A 17902-nucleotide genomic window follows, 5' to 3' on the forward strand; every position below is an offset into this window, starting at 1 on the left:
CATTGGTCTTTTTTTATTTATTTTTGATCTTTTTGTGCAAGCATTTCTTGATCTTTTTCAATAGTAGTATTGATTCCCTTGATGATTGCTGGAATAAATCCAGCTTCTTCGAGGGCAACGACTCCGGCAACTGTCGTTCCTCCTGGAGAAGAGACCTGGTCAACTAATTCCCAAGGATTTTCATTGCTCTCAAGGAATTTTTCACATGAACCTAAAATTGCTTTGGCAGAGATTTCAGTGGCTATTTTTTTGGGTAATCCGTTGAGCACCCCGGCTCTTCCCATAGCATCAATGAGCATGTAAACAAATGCAGGCGAACTTCCAGCTAAGCCAATGAAAGTACTGAAATCTGATTCAGGTAAAGGATACACACTACCAATTGCTTCAAAAATCTGTGTTGCTTGTGTTAATTGTTCTTCTGTAGCAACAGAATTTTTACAAATGGCTGAGACTCCGGCACCAACACTCACATTCACATTTGGCATAACACGAACAATCGCGGCTTGTGAGCTATTTAAAGCTGCTTCAAGATCACTTAAAGTTGTACCAGATGCAATAGAAATGAAAAGGATTTTTTGACTATAGTCTTGTAATTCATGAAGTACGGTTGAAATAATTTTGGGTTTTACTGCGAGTAAAAGAATGTCTACTTGTTCAGCAACTTCTTGGTTTGTTTGACAAGCAGTGACTCCCGTTTGTTTGGCAAAGGCTTGTGCGTTTTCAAAATGACCACTCGAAACAAAAATCTCATTTTTTGAAAAGGTTTCTTTTTCGAGTAGACCACGAATAATTGCTTGTGCCATATTTCCTGTTCCAATAAATCCAATATTCATTTTATTTCCTCCCTTTTGATTTTAGAATAGCTTTGTTTGCTAGGAATCGCAAGTAACGTGTTAAGCAAAAGTGGAAAATTATAATTAAATAAGCTAACATTAGTGTTATGAAATGAAAGTACATGAGTATGGAAGGTAAAAATGTGAAAAATAAAATACAATGGATCCTTCAATGGATGAAAAATCATAGTCTGATTTTAAAGTTGATTTTTTTTGGTTCAGTGTTAGTCTTTGTCGCAAATCAGGTTGCTAATATTGCAAACGGCATGAGCTGGCAAGATATTTGGGAAACGATGGATAAACAGAATCACGTAACCATTGTTTTGATGACGTTACTGGGATTGCTTGGGGTGTTGCCGATGCTTTTATATGATTGGGTGACACTTAGCGTATTGGAAAAGCAAGGAAAACCCAAGATGCCAAGGCAAGAGTTTTTTCTAGCAGCTTGGATCACGAATACAATCAACAATTTGGCAGGATTTGGCGGTGTCGTGGGCGCTAGTTTGCGAGCTAATTTTTACGGCAAACAGACGGATCGAAAAAAGGTACTAGCAACCGTTTCAAAAGTGGCAGTGTTTATGATAACGGGTCTATCAGTTTGGTCGCTGTTCACTTTTGTAGATGTCTTTTTTATTCAAACAGAAAGTATTTTTCGAAGTTACTGGATTTGGCTACTAGGTGGCAGTTTCGTTGCACCAGTTATTTTCTTTTTTGCATATCTTAAAAGAAGAACATTGTTTTCAGAGTTTTATCCCAAAGGCTTAGCAGGTTTGTTTTTTGCTTCATTTGGTCAGTGGACAGGTGCGTTAACCGTGTTTTTATTGATTGGCAAGCTGATGGGAATCGACATATCACTTCATTCGATATATCCCATGTTTATTGTAGCAACGTTGATTGGTATGTTAACGATGGTACCAGGTGGCATGGGAACATTTGATGTGTTGATGATTCTTGGCATGAGTCAATTATCTGTTCGTCAAGATGTTGCAGTTGTGTGGTTATTGTATTATCGCTTATTTTATTATGTAGTTCCGTTTTTAACAGGGATTCTTCTGTTTATTACGCATACAGGTGTAAAAGTAAACCGATTTCTTGATAATATTCCACGCTTGTTTTTCCAAAAAGTGGCACATATTATTTTAGTTAGTGCTGTTTATTTTGCGGGAATTATGATGGTTTTATTGTCAACAATTACAAATTTATCTGCAATTAGTCGCTTGTTTCAAATATTATTGCCTTTTTCATTTAATTTTTTAGATCAGACACTCAATTTACTTGTCGGATTTTTACTGTTAGGTTTGGCTCGTGGTTTAGCAATGAAGGTGAAAAAAGCTTATTTGCCAACTATCATCTTACTGATTTTTGGTATTTTGAATACAATTACTCGAACCTTGTCATGGGAATTGATTTTAGTTTATGTACTCATTTTGTTAGCAGTTTGGCTAGCACGCAAAGAATTTTATCGCGAAAAGTTTGTCTATTCTTGGGGCGCAATTGTTTTTGATGCTTGCTTGTTTGGTTTCTTGTTTATTGTTTATGCAATTGCAGGTTATCATAGTGGACAATTTTGGGTAGGACGAATGACTGCAAATAATTTTATTTTGTTTCCTTCAGATGAAGTCTGGTTTTCTGGACTGATTGGCCTAGGTATCTCGTTGTTAGCGTTGGTGGCATTATATCAATATTTAGCAACGGCAACGAATGAACTTGGAACGGAGTTAGAGGTAGAAAGATTGAATCGACTGATTGATCGATATGGTGGAACTGCTTCTAGTCATTATTTGCAACTGCCTGGTTATAAATATTTTTATTATCAAGAAGAAGGTGAGGATCAAGTAGTTTTCGGCTATCAGGTAAAAGGAAATAAATGCTTTGTGCTGGGAAATCCAATTGGCAATCCAGCTATGTGGCGAACAGCAACCAAAAGTTTCCTCAAAAAAGCTGATTGCTTGGGTTATCAACTGGCTTTTTATAAAGTTTCGGAAAAATATGTCGTGATGTTGCATGAAGTTGGTTTCCGTTTTGTCAAAGTAGGGGAAGCTGGGATTGCTGACTTAACGGTTGCAGATGTTCCTTGGTTCAATCAACAATTAGAATACCAACGATTAACCAATGAGGGTTATCACTTTACTTGGTATGATAAAATTCCTGATGAGCTACTTCCAACGCTGGAAGAGGTTTCGCAAGCTTGGCTGAATGGTGAAACAGAAAAACATTTTTCTGTTGGGCGATTTGACACAGAGTACGTGAAGACCAGTGGTGTGGGCGTTGTTCGAAAAGAGCAACAAGTAGTTGGATTTGTGACAGCACAACCAATGACACAAACACAAGTAGGATATGATTTGCTACGTGTGTTGCCGGGAGAACCTGTTGCATTGAGTGATTACTTGTTAGCCAATTTGTTTGTTGAATATCAAAAACAAGGGTACTTGGAAGCAAATCTTGGTTTAGCACCTTTGGCGAATGTTGGAGAAACAGACTTTTCATTTATTCAAGAAAAAATGATGAATATCGTTTATAATTATGGGAATTTTTTCTATGCTTTTCAAACAACATATGAAAGAAAATCAAAGTATGTCAGTCATTGGGAAGGTCGTTACTTTGCTTATATGAAAGGGAGCAATTTTGTATTCGCAACTCTTCAATTATTTATTCTGATTGGTCGAGGAAAAGGAAAAAATCCAAGTTTAGCTCAAGAAGTTTTGATTGAATTATAAAAATGAAATGAGTATGAGATATAAGGAGAGGATAAGATGTCATTCATTCTAGTCCTCTCCTTTTTCTTTTTGTATTAGTTGAAATAGGAATTTAAGGCGGAAGTTAGCTATACTTTTATTTTCCCCTATGATAGAATACTTTCGACTTAGACTTTTCGAATGGGTGAGAGGTATGGAACTAATTGAAAAAGCACCAGCCAAAATAAATTTAGGATTGGATGTATTATATAAGCGACCAGATGGGTATCACGAACTTGAAATGGTTATGTCGAGCGTGGACTTAGCAGACCATTTGATTTTTGAAGAATTACCTGAAGATCAAATCATTGTAGAAACAAATAAAGCTTTCTTGCCTGTAGATCAACGAAATAATGTCTATCAAGCAGCCTTATTATTAAAAAATAAATTTAAAATCAAAAAGGGTGTTAAAATCGTTGTTCAAAAAAACATTCCAGTGGCTGCTGGCTTAGGTGGAGGTAGTACCGATTGTGCTGCAGCCTTGCGCGGAATCAATCAATTGTGGGATTTGGGTTGTTCTTTAGAAGAACTCGCAGAAATTGGATTAGAAGTTGGCACAGATGTTCCTTACTGCGTATATGGGAATACGGCATTTATTGGTGGCAAAGGGGAGAAAGTAAACCTGATTCCATCCATGCCACAATGTTGGGTCATTTTAGTCAAACCAAGAATGAGTGTTTCCACGCGAACGGTATTCAGAGATCTTGACACGCAAGCCATTCAGCATCAGGATGTTGCCGGATTGGTGGAAGCAATCCAGCAGCAGGATTATCAACGAATGATTCAAAAAATGGGCAACAGTTTAGAAGATGTGACGGGTAAAAGGCATCCTGTGATTCATCAGATCAAAGAGCGAATGATTAAGTATGGGGCGGATGTGGCATTGATGAGCGGTAGTGGGCCAACTGTTTTTGGTTTATGTCAGCATTATTCGAGAGCACAACGAGTATATAACGGATTAAAGGGATTTTGTGATGAAGTTTATCTTGTACGCACATTGCGTTAAGTATAACGAGTTTAGTAAAAGCTTCTTTGTAGTCGATTGACTAACTGTAAATCAATTAAAAAAGCATATACGTTTAGTTTTCTTTTGCGACTAAACTTATGTGCTTTTTTTTTCTATTTATACTAGCTATAAGTTGCTAATTCTAATTAATGAGTAATCGAATAAATTAAAAAGTTGTACGAAACAATGGATTGTCTCGTACAACTTTTATTAATGGCTCTTATTTTTCTTTTTTTATCGTTACACTTTTGATACAAAGCAGTGAAATCAGTAGTAAAACGAGGCAAAAGAGTGGTAGTACAAAAAGAGAACCATTATGCAACAAGCTGATCAAAAAAGTACAGAGGCTGACAACAATGTAGTATCCAAGACTAAGAAATGCGCCAGCCGTGCCAGCTATCGATGCAAATTTTACAAGTGCTAGGCTTAGGCAATTAGGTAATGCCATACCTACACCAGCCAGTAAAATAAAAATCCCAAGAATGTACATCGTTACTTGGCTGACGAAATGAACTGGCAGAGACGCTGTTAGTCCAAGGAAAATAGCTCCAAGCAAGGCAAGTTTAATTCCATTTGTAATAATGGTTTCAGGTGCTAAATGATTTAATTCGCGATTTGATAGCCACGCACCAACTACTGTGGCTAAAGCCACGATGCTTCCCATGAACCCATATTGACTCTGAGTAAAATGAAACTTTTCGATAAAGATCGTGGGTGCTTCTGAATGGTAACTAAAAAGAATCCCATTAAAAATCCCAATCAGTATTCCAAATGAAATTGTATAACGATCTAACAACATTTTTTTACCTACTGAAAAAACTTTTTTCGTATCGACTCTAGTTTGAGTAAACATAGCTGTTTCTGGTAATCCTTTAAGACTCCAGAAAAGAAGAATCATCCCCATGATCACTAAGAACAAAAAGACAGCTCTAAATCCATAAAATTCACCTAGAAGTCCACCAATCAAAGGACCAATGGCTGGCGAAAAAGCGAGCGCCGCAGAAATTTTTGCAAATAATTGATGTCTTTCGTTGCCTGAGTAGTTATCACGTAAAATGGTTTGTGTGGTTACAGATCCTGTACTTGCACCAAATGCTTGAATGAAACGACCAACAAAAAGTAGTTCGATAGTTTTAGATGCTAAACAGAGGAAACAACCAAGAACATACACTAGAATTCCTAGGTTCATTGCTTTTCTTCGACCAAAAAAATCTGATCCAATTCCCCAAAAGAAGACACCAAGTGCAAAGGAAATGAAATAGATGCTCAACGTCATTTGAGCAATATTGAGTTGGACACCATATTTCTGAGCGATTTCTGTCAAAGATGGCGTATAGATTGTCTCACTGATTTGTGGAAACCCAACTAAGCAAATTAGTAGCGATAAATTTATTTTTTTATTTTTATTTTTTTCGATGTTTTTTTCCAATGTTAAAACTCCTACTAGTTTATTTATCTAGGGAAAAAACATCCATTCCAGGGAAATGGTGGAATCATGATTTTTATCCAATTGTAAAAATTCATGGAATCACCCCTTTCGTAAAGTTCACCGCCATTCTATCCGAGATGAGAATGATTGTCTAGTTTGTAGAAAATTAGTCCATTCTATGAGAAAGTATTCAAATGTTTTACGGTTTATCTCCAAATATACGTCGTAAATCAGAAGATTTCCGAATTCTATTGACTGTAATTTTTTATTTTGATACATTAGTTCACGTTGATAAATCGTAAAATTACGATTTGCTATTTTAGAGAGGGGTAAACAATGATTAAAAAATATGTATGGGCAACGATAGCTGTTGCAGGAATGTTGTTATTTGCTGCTTGCGGACAAACTGAAAAGAAAAGTGAGTCAAAGACAGACGAATTAACCATTATTACTTCTTTTTATCCAATGTATGATTTTACGAAGGAAGTTGTTGGTGACGAAGGAAACGTTGAGTTACTGATACCTGCAGGAACAGAGCCACATGACTTTGAACCGAGTGCGAAAGAAATGGCGAAAATTTCGGATGCAGATGTTTTCGTGTATAATAGTTCAGACATGGAAATTTTTGTTGATTCAATGAAGAAGTCGGTCGATCAGGAAAAAACATTGATGATTGAGGCAGCTAAAGGAATCGAACGCTTAGAAGGATCAGAAGACCATGATCACGAAGCCGAAGCGGAGCATGATGCGCATGACCATGAATATGATCCTCATGTATGGTTAGATCCAGTCCTAGCAATCCAAGAAGTTCAAACAATTGCGAAAGAGTTGGGAGATAAATATCCTGAGAAGAAAGCAACATTTGAAGAAAATGCGGAAGCTTACATCAAAAAATTAGAAGAGTTAAATCAAAAATATGTAACAGAACTAAAAGACGCAAAAAATCGAACTTTTGTTACGCAACATGCTGCATTTGCCTATTTAGCGAATCAATATCAGTTAACTCAAAAATCGATTTCAGGTATTTCACCAGATCAAGAGCCAACCCCAAGTCGTTTGGCAAAATTGAAAGAATTTGTTGAAGAAAATCAAACAAAAGTCATTTATTTTGAAGAAAATGCTTCTTCGAAAGTGGCGGAAACGCTAGCCGCTGAAACAGGCGTGAAGCTTGAAGTATTAAATCCACTGGAAAGTCTAACGGAAAAACAAATAGCTGCGGGTGAGAATTATATTTCTGTGATGGAAGAAAATTTAGCGGTATTGAAAGAAAGTATCAAGTAAGTTTAGAAGGAGGTCTAGTGATGCATTATATCGAAGTATCTGATTTGACCTTTTATTATGAAGAAGAGCCAGTGTTAGAGGATGTATCTTATCATGTCGATGCTGGGGAGTTTGTCATTTTAACTGGAGAGAACGGAGCAGCAAAGTCAACGCTGATTAAAGCAACCTTGGGTTTATTGAAGCCAACCAAAGGAACTGTCACGATTGCTGCAGAAAATCAAGAAGGAAAAAAATTGAAGATTGGTTACATTCCCCAACAAGTGGCATCATTTAACGCGGGATTTCCAAGCACAGTGATTGAGTTAGTTCGTTCAGGGCGATTTCCTCGAGGTAAATGGTTCAAACGTTTAACTAAAAAAGATCACGAATATGTAAAACTTGCCTTAGAGTCTGTTGGAATGTGGGATATGCGGCATCGTCGAATTGGGGAGTTATCAGGCGGACAAAAACAGCGAATTAGTTTGGCACGTTTGTTTGCAACTGATCCAGATTTATTTATTTTAGATGAGCCAACGACAGGAATGGATGAAGAATCTAGAAATGAATTTTATCGATTGTTGCGACATAGCGCACATGTACATGGAAAATCTGTCTTGATGATCACTCACGACCATGAAGACATCAAACAGTATGCAGATCGACAAATTCGTTTGGTAAGGAAGGAGGACTCACAATGGCGTTGCTTTCATATGAATTCATGAGAAGAGCCTTTCTGGCTGCGATTTTTATTGCAGGGATTGCTCCGATGTTGGGGGTTTTCTTAGTAATTAGAAGACAGTCGTTGATGGCTGATACACTTTCTCATGTTTCGTTAGCAGGGGTAGCGTTGGGGTTCTTTCTCAATTTGAACCCAACAATTACCACAATGATTGTTGTAGTCTTAGCTGCAATTGTTTTAGAATATTTACGTACGATTTATCGAACATACTCTGAGATTTCGATTGCAATTTTAATGGCTGGTGGATTAGCGTTAGCGTTAGTTTTGATGAATTTAAGTGGTGGAAATTCTGCAACGAGTATCCAATCTTATTTATTTGGCTCAATCGTGACGATCACATGGGACCAAGTCATTTTCTTGGGCATTTTATTTGTGGTCATTGGTGTCATGTTTGTTTTATTCAAACGTCCAATGTATGTCTTAACTTTTGATGAAGATGTGGCACATGTTGATGGGCTACCCATTCATGCAATGTCAATGATGTTCAACGTGATAACTGGTGTTGCAATTGCAGTGATGATCCCAATAGCAGGTGCATTGTTGATTTCTGCAATCATGGTGTTACCTGCAGCAATTGGTATGCGTTTAGGTCGAAGCTTTAACGTCGTAATTGCGATTAGTATTTTTGTTGGATTTATCGGGATGCTTTCTGGGTTAGGTAGTTCCTTTTATTTGGACACACCACCTGGAGCAACAATCACGTTAGTCTTTATTGGCTTATTCTTACTCGTTAATATAGTCAAACGACTATCGATTGGTGTAAAACGAAAAAATCGAGTATAAAATAGCCTGAGAGGAACAGTGGAAACGAAATATTTCCGCTGTTTCTTTTTTTATAAATCAGAAATACCGAACTATTTTCTTCTTTTTTTATAAAATGCTCGAATTTTTGAAAAAAAACTTATATAATGAAAAACGACAATTTTAAAAAAGGGAGCTGGAATATGTGAAAGTACGTCGCAGTGAGCGTCTTGTTGATATGACTCAATATTTATTAGATCATCCACATGAATTGATTTCGTTAACAAGTTTTGCCGAACGTTATGAATCTGCTAAATCTTCCATCAGTGAGGACTTAGGGATTATCAAGAAAACATTTAAAGAAAGAGGTTACGGCACACTAGAGACAATTCCTGGTGCGGCGGGTGGTGTCTTGTTTATTCCTGAGATTCCTTATGAAGAAGCAAAAAAATATATTGAATCTTTAGCCGAACGCCTATCAGAGCAAGACCGTTTGTTGCCAGGTGGCTATGTTTACCTATCGGATTTATTAGGGGAACCTGAGTTATTAAGACAAGTTGGAAAAATCATTGCATCAAAATATTTAGGTGAAAAAATTGATGCGGTGATGACAGTTGCGACAAAAGGCGTACCAATTGCCCAAGCTGTTTCTTATTATTTAAATGCGCCATTTGTCATTGTTCGACGTGATTCAAAAATCACGGAAGGATCAACTGTAAGCGTAAATTACGTTTCAGGTTCATCAGAACGAATTGAAAAAATGGAGCTTTCTAAAAGAAGTTTAAAACGTGGTTCAAGAGTTCTTGTCGTCGATGACTTTATGAAAGGTGGCGGAACAGTGAACGGGATGAAGAGTTTGATTGAAGAATTCGAGTCTGAATTAGTTGGTATCACTGTTTTTGCCGAATCAAAATTCCACGGACATCGTGCAATCGATGATTATACTTCTCTACTTTATGTGAAAGATGTGGATACAAAAACGAAAAATATTACTGTTGTTCCTGGAAATTATTTTTCAGAAGAATAAATTTTTAGCGAAATGAACTAAGTGTAGAAGAGGTTGGGACAAAAATTTGTCCCAACTTTTTTGTTTTTAATTGAATTTTTTAAAATAATCGTTAGTTGAAAAAAAGCGAGCACTGGGCTAAACTTAACACAGGAAATGATAACTAGGAGTGAAGTAAGTGGAAGCACGTTATGCAATTATTTTGGCAGCGGGGAAAGGAACCCGCATGAAGTCAAAACTCTATAAAGTATTACATCCAGTTTCTGGAAAACCAATGGTCGAACACATCATCAATCGAGTAAGCGAAACAAACCCTGACGAAATCATCACAATTGTAGGTCATGGTGCTGAGCAAGTGAAAGCACAACTGGGTGAACGTAGTGAATATGCTTTACAAGCAGAACAATTAGGAACTGGACACGCAGTTTTACAAGCAGCTTCTTTCCTAGAAGGCAAAAAAGGAACGACTTTAGTCATCAGTGGGGACACACCTTTACTAACGACGGAAACATTAAATAATTTATTTGAATACCATCAAGGGAAAAATGCTAGTGCAACGATTTTAACAGCACATGCACAAAATCCTACCGGTTACGGACGAATTATTCGTGATCATGTTGGGATTGTAGAAAAAATTGTTGAACAAAAAGATGCTTCACCAGAAGAAGCTCGTGTACAAGAAATCAATACCGGTACTTACTGTTTTGATAATGAAGCTTTATTTACTGCATTGAATAAAGTTGGGACGAATAACGCTCAAGGTGAATATTATTTAACCGATATTATTGAAATCTTAAAAGAAGATGGAAATACAGTTGCTGCTTATCAAACGGAAGATTTTGAAGAGTCTATGGGTGTGAACGATCGTATCGCATTGGCAAAAGCAAATGAAATTATGCGTAAACGAATTAATGAAGCACACATGACTAATGGTGTTAGTTTTGTTGATCCAGCGTCAACTTATATTGATGCGGGTGTCGTGATTGGTTCAGACACAGTGATTGAAGCAGGCGTACAATTGCAAGGCGAAACGGTCATTGGAATGGATTGTATGATTGGCGCACATTCACGAATCGTAGATAGTGTAATTGAAGATAACGTTGTAATTACCAATTCTGTGGTTGAAAGTAGCCATGTCAAAAAATCAGCAGATATCGGTCCATTTGCTCATTTGCGCCCAAATGCTGAAATTGGCGAAGGCGCACACATTGGGAACTTTGTTGAAGTCAAAAATGCTGAAATTGGTAATCATACAAAAGTTGGTCATTTGACTTACGTTGGGGATGCAACGCTAGGTGAAGACATCAATGTTGGCTGTGGCGTTGTTTTCGTTAACTACGATGGCAAACAAAAACACCATACAAAAGTCGGTGCACATAGTTTTATCGGCTCAAATTCAAACATTGTTGCACCTGTGACGATTGAAGAGAACAGTTCAATTGCAGCTGGTTCAACAATTACAAATGACGTTCCTGAATATGCACTTGCAATCGCACGTGCGCGACAAGTAAATAAAGAAGGATATGCGAAAAAACTCCCTTATCTCAATTAGTTTTTTTTAAAATAACTTGATTTATTTAAAAAATATGTCTACTATTTACTAGGAAGAATTTCAGAGTTGTGAAAAAGAAAGTGGAGGTCCCCATGTCAAATCATTATTTTGATCCAAGATTAAAGATTTTTGCGTTAAACTCAAATCGCCCGTTAGCTGAGAAAATCGCAGCAGCTGTTGGTGTGGAATTAGGAAAGTCATCTGTTACTCAATTCAGTGATGGTGAGATTCAAGTAAACATTGAAGAAAGTATCCGTGGTTCACATGTGTATGTTATCCAATCAACAAGTAGCCCAGTAAATGACAATTTAATGGAATTGTTGATTATGATCGATGCTTTGAAACGCGCTAGCGCAAAAACAATTAATGTAGTTATGCCGTATTATGGTTATGCACGTCAAGACCGTAAAGCGCGTGCTCGGGAACCAATTACCGCTAAATTAGTTGCAAACATGATTCAAAAAGCAGGAGCAACAAGAATGTTGACCCTAGACCTTCACGCTGTTCAAATTCAAGGTTTCTTTGATATTCCTGTTGACCATTTAATGGGTGCACCATTAATTGCTAATTATTTCTTAGAAAAAGGAATCAAAGGGGACGATGTTGTTGTTGTTTCACCTGACCATGGTGGCGTAACTCGTGCACGTAAATTGGCTGAGTTCCTAAAAGCACCAATTGCAATCATCGACAAACGACGTCCTAAAGCAAATGTTGCTGAAGTAATGAATATCATCGGTAAAGTTGAAGGAAAAACTTGTGTCTTGATCGATGACATGATTGATACGGCAGGTACTATCACATTAGCAGCTAATGCGTTGAAAGAAGCAGGAGCAACAAGTGTTTATGCTTCTTGTACACATCCAGTTTTATCTGGTCCAGCTTTGCAAAGAATTGAAGATTCAGCAATCGAACGCTTAGTTGTAACGGATTCAATTTATCTACCAGAAGATCGTAAAATTGATAAAATCGACGAAGTTAGCGTAGGTGGTTTGATGGGTGATGCAATTAAACGCATTCACGAAAACAAACCAGTTAGCCCACTTTTTGAAACAAAAAAATAAGAACTTAAAATGAGGCTGTGGTACAAAATACTCAGCTACGACAAGTGGTTCTGAGAACAGTGTTCATTCGAAAGAAATAGGTATGACAAGATTTTTGTCATACCTATTTCTTTTTTGCAAAAAAAGAACGTAACATCTAGATGCTACGTTCTTTCACACAGATAAAACTTTTTTTAACTTAATGTGCTGTAAGCAAGGTCATCAACTTCACTGATTAAACGCCAACGTCGGTCAAGTGTATTGTAAACCAGTGTTCCAATTACAGGTTCTTCACGATAGCGAGTCCCTTTTAGTTTCCAAATGTAGTCTTCAATCACATAGATAGGGATTCGATACTCATCATTGATCAAACCAGCTTGTTCAAATGAAAAAATGATTCCTTCTTGCATCAATGGACGCATTTCTTTTAGTAAATCCCCATTGATTTTTTCAACAGTGATGCCACGACGAAAGAATGATTTCTTTTCGTTAATTTTATCCGCAAGAATTTGGCTCATTTTGTCTGCAAAAATTCGATAAAATTCGTCTAAATAGCGATAATAAATACGGTTCAACTGATCGCTTAAATCAAAATAGACAAAATTATTTTGTAATTTATAGAAAAATGGTGAGTGCAGATGGGTTTTCATATGCCCAAAATACAATAATTCTGAAATCTCTAATGGGGATAATTCTTTTAACATTGTTAAATCTGTAAAGTCTATCCACTTTAAATCGTCTGTGTTGTGGCGATTACGAAGTGAGGAAAAGAAATGTTGTATGTTTTCTGTCCCACGAATAATTTTTAAGCCAGTGTGAGGCTCATATTCTCCTGCTGAAGCAGCAGGATCTAACAGTAGCAAGTTTTGAGGATAATGCACGATGCTGTTTGAAAAATCATTCGCAGTTAATCCTTTGGTCAAAACAGCGTTACTCGTTGTATCGATATGTACATAAACTGAATCAGTCATCATGCCCCTCCTCACTTGATTTCTCAACTATTTTATTTTACAACAATTGTAAGAAAAAAGCTTGTTTCTTTTATTTTAAAATTCCATTACAAAGTCACGCTTTCATTGAAAATAACCGTAGCTTTCAAATCGCTGGAAATTTGGTGTCAGTTATTTTTCAGAAAAGAATAATGAATTATTTTGTCTTCATACATTTTAGATGTATTTGTTCAGACAAGAATTTTTTTTAAGAGACTGCTATACTTGAAGAAAAAGGAGAGAGCAATGGATATCCAACCGATTTATTGGTCAGAAAGGCAACGACTACACAGCGAAAGTCAAAAAATGACGCAACCATTTCCATTTTTCAGTGAACAACAAAAAAGTCGCGACTCTTTTTGGCAAACGACCAAAAAGAAAAATGCATGGCGAGTCAAAGTCGGTAAGCTAGTCCTCTATTTTGAAAAGAAAATGGGAGAAGCAAGTGAGTCAGATCATTTAGTTATAACGAATGTATTGGTCAATGAAGCTTTTCAACAATGGCGCCAACTATTTACGTTGCTAGAAAGCTGCACGCGTTACTTTTTGAAGTCTACTTGTCAATTTTCTTTTTCGCAATCAGTTTCTTCACAAATGACTGAACTATTTATCCAGTTTGGGTATCAGAAAGTTGATACTACGGCAACTCGATGGGTGAAAAATATTTCTGGACATCTTGCTGTGGTTTTTGGTGGGGGTGGGGCACACGGCGCGTATCAAATTGGTGTATGGAAAGCCTTGCAAGAAGCTGGATTTTCAGTTGAGATCATTACGGGTACGTCAGTCGGTGCAATCAATGGTATTTTGATGTTGCAAGGTGATTTGAATCAAGCCGAATTTTTATGGACGAATTTATCGACCAATCAGATTTTGGCTGTGCCAGAAAACTTACCTTTAACTGATTTGCGCCAACAATTGTTGAATGATATTCGTCAAATGACTAAGACGGCTTTTTTGACTCGCGGTATTTCTTCAATGCCGTTAGAAGAATTGCTGAGAAAATCATTGGATTTGAAATATCTCATTCAAAAAACGAAACCAAAACTATTTACAGTTGCGACTAAAATCCCTGAAATGATTGAGAAAGTGGTGCCTATTCAAAAGATGCCACCAGAACAAATTCCTAATTGGATCGTTGCTTCTGCTTCTTTTTATCCAGCGATGACCTATAAAAAAATTGACAAAGATCGGTATATTGATGGCGGGTATAAAAATAATCTGCCAGTAGATGTTGCGATTGAACAAGGAGCAACTGAAGCTTTTGTGGTAGATGTTCAGGGCCCTGGGATTACGAAAAAAGTCAAAAAACCATTAGGATTTGTTGAATGGCATTGTCGCTCACTTTGGACACTGGGGACATTTTTGATTTTTGATGGGCAGCGTAATTCATTGAATTTACAATTAGGTTATTTGGAAACAAAGAAGCAGCTACACCAATATGAAGGACATTGGTATACCTTTGATTCGACTGTTTTGGCTGAAAAAGTTTGGAAAAAATTCTTACGTATATTAGCCAAGGAAAAAAAATTAGATCTTTCTTTTTTCTATGACGTAAAATTTTGGGAGGATTTGCGTAATGTATATAAAGACAGGGTCGTCATTGAAACATGCGGATTAGCGATGCTAGAACTTTTGGCAAAACAAATGTATCTATTACCTAATAAAGTTTATCGAGTACCAGAAATGCTTGCGTTGATTCGTGAGAAAGAGCAACGCCCCTTTACAGAAATTGTTAAGAAAGAAATCGGGTTGCTGAGTCTGGAAGAGTGGTGGTCTTCTTCGAGAGAACAACGTTTAGAACAAAAATTGACGATACTAGCAAAAAAGCTTTATGCTAGTACACAAGAAAAGGTTCAAGTGTTACTTAACGAACAACCAGTGGACACATTATTTGTTTTATATGCACATTATCTTAAGGAGGAACAAGAATGGCACAAGAATTTTCCTATGAAATCATAGAAGAGATTGCAATTTTATCTGAGAACGCAAAAGGTTGGCGTAAAGAATTAAATTTGGTTAGTTGGAATGGTCGTCCGCCAAAATTTGACTTGCGTGACTGGTCACCAGAACATGAAAAGATGGGTAAAGGATTGACATTGACTAATGAAGAATTTGAAGCACTGCAAAAAGCAATAGAAAACATGTAAGAAAGGACCCTGTCGAATGAAAAGTATGACCGGTTTTGGCAAAGCAATCCGCGAAACAAAAGAGTATCAATTAGATATCGAGATTAAAAGTGTCAACCAACGTTTTTTAGATATTCAATTACGCAGTCCGAAACTTCTAAATTTTCTCGAAGGTGACATGCGGCAGTTGATTAAACAACAGCTTACTCGTGGACGTGTTGAAGTTTTTGTAAATATAACGCACATTGGAGAGAATGCGAAACAAGTTGAAATCGACTGGTCATTGATTGATTCATTAGTGACGCAACTTTCTCAAGGGGTACATGATCGTTTCGGTGGAGAAGTTCAACTTTCGGTAGCATCCTTGATTGAGCGTCTAGCATTACAAGAAAAATTTGTCTCGGTCAGTGAACCAGAAAAAGCAGATGAAGAAGAACTAAGGCTACTAGTTCAAGAAACATTGTCTGAAGCATTAGGTGGAATTGAACGTAGTCGTGAAGCAGAAGGTCAGGCGTTAGCTGCTGTATTATTGCAGAATCAAGCCGAATTTTCGCAAGTGCTAGACAATCTATCAGCCTTTGTTGAAACATATGAACAAGAATTCCAAATACGTTACCAAAAAAAATTGGAAGAATTTTTAGGTGATAAAGTTGATGAGCAACGATTGTTGACGGAGTTGGCCATTTTATTAGAGCGTGGGGATATTCATGAAGAACTAGATCGTTTGTTTATCCATCTCGGAAAATTAAATGACTTAATTTTGATGCCTACACCAGTTGGTCGAGAACTTGATTTTCTAATCCAAGAAATGAATCGAGAAGTGAACACGATTGGATCAAAATCAAGTGCAATTGAAATCAAAAACCAAGTAGTCCAATTAAAAACGATTTTAGAAAAAATTCGTGAGCAAGTTCAAAATATTGAATAATTGCACGAAACAAAAAAAGGAGGAAGTTTATAATGAACTATTATGATATTACTTTTCATGAATTAAGTGGCAAAAGTGTGGTTAAAAGAAATGTCCCATCAGATAAAGAAGGATTCGATGTTTGGAAAGACGCATGTGTAAAAATTTCAGACCAAGAACTAAATATTTTAATCAATGACGGGACATATGTAACGCTTAACCGAAAATTTATTGTACGCATAGATACACAAGAAGTTAGTGATCCAACAGAAAAAGTACTCAGCCGCAAGGACGAAATCATTGGCGTCGTGAATACTTTGTCCAATATGGGCTTTTAATTTTTTAATTAAAATCAATTGTGTTGGCTTATCAATGATATCAAAAGTTGCACCAGAAGCTTGGTTGCAGCTTTTTTGTTTTGTGAAAGAAACAAGCTTTTCTTCTCTAGTTTCAAGCAAAGGTGGCTTTTTTAGGAAAATCTGTCTATAATAAAGAGAACCTTGAAAGTTGCAGAAAAAAAGTGCAAAATAAACGATAAGCAAGAAAAGACTAGTTGAAAGGACGTCGTCATGTCAGAGCGTGGATTATTAATCGTATTGTCAGGTCCATCCGGTGTAGGAAAAGGAACCGTACGTAAAGCAATTTTTGAGAGTGAGGATAATGATTTTCAATATTCAATCTCAATGACTACTCGTAAAATGCGAGAAGGAGAAGTCGAAGGAGTGGACTATTTCTTTCGAAGCAAAGAAGAATTTGAAGCGATGATTGAAGCTGGTGAAATGCTTGAATACGCAGAGTATGTTGGAAATTATTATGGCACACCATTATCATATGTGAATCAAACCTTGGACGAAGGAAAAGATGTATTTTTAGAAATCGAGGTTCAGGGAGCACAGCAAGTGAAAGATAAAGTGCCAGATGGTGTATTTATCTTTTTGACACCGCCCGATCTAGTAGAATTAAAATCACGAATTGTCGGTCGTGGAACGGATGCAGAAGAAGTAATTGAAGAACGTATGAGAGTTGCTAAAGAAGAAATCGAAATGATGGCCCTTTATGATTATGCCGTTGTAAATGATGAAGTTCCGTTAGCTGTTAATCGGATTAAAGAAATCATTGCTAGCGAACACTTTCGAGTAGATCGGGTAATCGGAAAATATATTAAAATGTTAAAGGAGATGTAGTCTTATGATGTTGAAGCCTTCAATTGACTCATTGTTAGACCGAGTAAATTCAAAATACTCATTAGTAATTTTATCAAGTAAACGTGCCCATGAATTAGATGCTGGAGCACAGCCAACATTAGATTCATTTGAATCTGTAAAAAGTGTTGGACAAGCACTTGAAGAAATCGATGCAGGAAATGTGATCAACGATCCACATCCCGAATTGAAACGTGAACGTCTACGTATGGAAAATGAAGAACGCCAAGCAAAAAAAGAACGTGAGCAACAAGAATTAGAATCACGTATTCGCGAAGAACAAAAACTATAATTTCAAGGGCTGTGACTAGAGTCACGGCTCTCTTTTTAATTTTTT

The 17902-nt window shown here is 36.8% G+C and carries 17 protein-coding genes; 14 read left to right on the forward strand and 3 right to left on the reverse strand.

Annotated features, from left to right (window positions below; translation table 11 throughout):
• Positions 1 to 17 precede the first annotated feature (17 nt).
• Positions 18 to 833: a pyrroline-5-carboxylate reductase gene (gene proC, locus DOK81_RS10815; protein WP_206910788.1), complete on the reverse strand. Its 816-nt coding sequence runs from the start codon at positions 831 to 833 to the stop codon at positions 18 to 20.
• Positions 834 to 976: 143 nt separating this feature from the next.
• On the opposite strand from proC, the gene mprF reads away from it, so the two are divergent.
• Positions 977 to 3550: a bifunctional lysylphosphatidylglycerol flippase/synthetase MprF gene (gene mprF / locus DOK81_RS10820; RefSeq protein WP_206910790.1), complete on the forward strand. Its 2574-nt coding sequence runs from the start codon at positions 977 to 979 to the stop codon at positions 3548 to 3550.
• A 172-nt stretch (positions 3551 to 3722) separates the two neighbouring features.
• Complete coding sequence (ispE, locus tag DOK81_RS10825; protein ID WP_206910791.1) at positions 3723 to 4574, forward strand: 4-(cytidine 5'-diphospho)-2-C-methyl-D-erythritol kinase; 852 nt, start codon at positions 3723 to 3725, stop codon at positions 4572 to 4574.
• Positions 4575 to 4794: 220 nt separating this feature from the next.
• Here ispE and DOK81_RS10830 read toward each other — a convergent pair whose 3' ends face one another.
• Positions 4795 to 6003 (reverse strand): multidrug effflux MFS transporter, encoded by a 1209-nt coding sequence (locus DOK81_RS10830; RefSeq protein WP_206910792.1) that lies wholly within the window; start codon positions 6001 to 6003, stop codon positions 4795 to 4797.
• 336 nt (positions 6004 to 6339) lie between these two features.
• Between DOK81_RS10830 and DOK81_RS10835 the strand changes: the two genes are divergently transcribed.
• The 6 genes from DOK81_RS10835 (at position 6340) to DOK81_RS10860 (ending at position 12362) form a co-directional block, all read left to right on the forward strand.
• Positions 6340 to 7284 (forward strand): metal ABC transporter substrate-binding protein, encoded by a 945-nt coding sequence (locus DOK81_RS10835; RefSeq protein ID WP_206910793.1) that lies wholly within the window; start codon positions 6340 to 6342, stop codon positions 7282 to 7284.
• Between the two features lie 20 nt (positions 7285 to 7304).
• Complete coding sequence (locus DOK81_RS10840) at positions 7305 to 7985, forward strand: metal ABC transporter ATP-binding protein (RefSeq protein WP_206910794.1); 681 nt, start codon at positions 7305 to 7307, stop codon at positions 7983 to 7985.
• On the forward strand, positions 7958 to 8785 hold the full coding sequence (locus DOK81_RS10845; protein WP_206910796.1) for a metal ABC transporter permease: 828 nt from the start codon (positions 7958 to 7960) through the stop codon (positions 8783 to 8785). The genes DOK81_RS10840 and DOK81_RS10845 overlap by 28 nt, the downstream gene beginning before the upstream one ends.
• Before the next feature lie 163 nt (positions 8786 to 8948).
• Positions 8949 to 9770 (forward strand): pur operon repressor, encoded by an 822-nt coding sequence (gene purR / locus DOK81_RS10850; RefSeq protein ID WP_206899014.1) that lies wholly within the window; start codon positions 8949 to 8951, stop codon positions 9768 to 9770.
• Positions 9771 to 9927: 157 nt separating this feature from the next.
• Positions 9928 to 11301 carry a bifunctional UDP-N-acetylglucosamine diphosphorylase/glucosamine-1-phosphate N-acetyltransferase GlmU gene (gene glmU / locus DOK81_RS10855; protein ID WP_206910797.1) on the forward strand — a complete coding sequence of 458 codons (1374 nt, stop codon included), beginning with the start codon at positions 9928 to 9930 and terminating at the stop codon, positions 11299 to 11301.
• 92 nt (positions 11302 to 11393) lie between these two features.
• Complete coding sequence (locus DOK81_RS10860; RefSeq protein WP_067484661.1) at positions 11394 to 12362, forward strand: ribose-phosphate diphosphokinase; 969 nt, start codon at positions 11394 to 11396, stop codon at positions 12360 to 12362.
• Positions 12363 to 12535: 173 nt separating this feature from the next.
• Here the strand turns inward: DOK81_RS10860 and DOK81_RS10865 are convergent, their stop codons facing one another.
• Positions 12536 to 13312, reverse strand: a complete 777-nt coding sequence (locus DOK81_RS10865) for a hypothetical protein (RefSeq protein ID WP_206910798.1) — start codon at positions 13310 to 13312, stop codon at positions 12536 to 12538.
• A gap of 264 nt (positions 13313 to 13576) precedes the next feature.
• Here DOK81_RS10865 and DOK81_RS10870 point away from each other — a divergent pair, with 264 nt between their 5' ends.
• The 6 genes from DOK81_RS10870 (at position 13577) to rpoZ (ending at position 17857) form a co-directional block, all read left to right on the forward strand.
• On the forward strand, positions 13577 to 15289 hold the full coding sequence (locus tag DOK81_RS10870; RefSeq protein WP_206910799.1) for a patatin-like phospholipase family protein: 1713 nt from the start codon (positions 13577 to 13579) through the stop codon (positions 15287 to 15289).
• The gene (locus DOK81_RS10875) at positions 15259 to 15477 is read left to right on the forward strand and encodes a YdbC family protein (RefSeq protein WP_067484668.1); all 219 of its coding nucleotides are present in this window, start codon (positions 15259 to 15261) and stop codon (positions 15475 to 15477) included. Before DOK81_RS10870 ends, DOK81_RS10875 begins: the two co-directional genes overlap by 31 nt.
• A 16-nt stretch (positions 15478 to 15493) precedes the next feature.
• Positions 15494 to 16384: a YicC/YloC family endoribonuclease gene (locus DOK81_RS10880; protein ID WP_206910801.1), complete on the forward strand. Its 891-nt coding sequence runs from the start codon at positions 15494 to 15496 to the stop codon at positions 16382 to 16384.
• 32 nt (positions 16385 to 16416) lie between these two features.
• Positions 16417 to 16701 (forward strand): hypothetical protein, encoded by a 285-nt coding sequence (locus DOK81_RS10885; protein WP_206910804.1) that lies wholly within the window; start codon positions 16417 to 16419, stop codon positions 16699 to 16701.
• Positions 16702 to 16932: 231 nt separating this feature from the next.
• Positions 16933 to 17547, forward strand: coding sequence for a guanylate kinase (gene gmk / locus DOK81_RS10890; protein ID WP_206899008.1), 615 nt, complete (start codon positions 16933 to 16935; stop codon positions 17545 to 17547).
• A 4-nt stretch (positions 17548 to 17551) separates the two neighbouring features.
• Entirely contained in the window at positions 17552 to 17857 is a 306-nt protein-coding gene (gene rpoZ, locus DOK81_RS10895; RefSeq protein ID WP_206899007.1) for a DNA-directed RNA polymerase subunit omega, read from the forward strand.
• Positions 17858 to 17902 lie beyond the last annotated feature (45 nt).

This window comes from Enterococcus sp. DIV0660C, assembly GCF_017316125.1.
Taxonomy (GTDB): Bacteria; Bacillota; Bacilli; order Lactobacillales; family Enterococcaceae; genus Enterococcus_B.

Bases quoted from the DNA above. Each gene is read 5' to 3' on its own strand.
- DOK81_RS10880 (WP_206910801.1), top strand. From the start codon at position 15,494: ATGAAAAGTATGACCGGTTTTGGCAAAGCAATCCGCGAAACAAAAGAG.
- DOK81_RS10840 (WP_206910794.1), top strand. From the start codon at position 7,305: ATGCATTATATCGAAGTATCTGATTTGACCTTTTATTATGAAGAAGAG.
- DOK81_RS10875 (WP_067484668.1), top strand. From the start codon at position 15,259: ATGGCACAAGAATTTTCCTATGAAATCATAGAAGAGATTGCAATTTTA.
- rpoZ (WP_206899007.1), top strand. From the start codon at position 17,552: ATGATGTTGAAGCCTTCAATTGACTCATTGTTAGACCGAGTAAATTCA.
- proC (WP_206910788.1), bottom strand. From the start codon at position 833: ATGAATATTGGATTTATTGGAACAGGAAATATGGCACAAGCAATTATT.
- DOK81_RS10865 (WP_206910798.1), bottom strand. From the start codon at position 13,312: ATGACTGATTCAGTTTATGTACATATCGATACAACGAGTAACGCTGTT.
- DOK81_RS10860 (WP_067484661.1), top strand. From the start codon at position 11,394: ATGTCAAATCATTATTTTGATCCAAGATTAAAGATTTTTGCGTTAAAC.
- DOK81_RS10835 (WP_206910793.1), top strand. From the start codon at position 6,340: ATGATTAAAAAATATGTATGGGCAACGATAGCTGTTGCAGGAATGTTG.
- DOK81_RS10845 (WP_206910796.1), top strand. From the start codon at position 7,958: ATGGCGTTGCTTTCATATGAATTCATGAGAAGAGCCTTTCTGGCTGCG.
- DOK81_RS10870 (WP_206910799.1), top strand. From the start codon at position 13,577: ATGGATATCCAACCGATTTATTGGTCAGAAAGGCAACGACTACACAGC.
- DOK81_RS10885 (WP_206910804.1), top strand. From the start codon at position 16,417: ATGAACTATTATGATATTACTTTTCATGAATTAAGTGGCAAAAGTGTG.
- ispE (WP_206910791.1), top strand. From the start codon at position 3,723: ATGGAACTAATTGAAAAAGCACCAGCCAAAATAAATTTAGGATTGGAT.
- gmk (WP_206899008.1), top strand. From the start codon at position 16,933: ATGTCAGAGCGTGGATTATTAATCGTATTGTCAGGTCCATCCGGTGTA.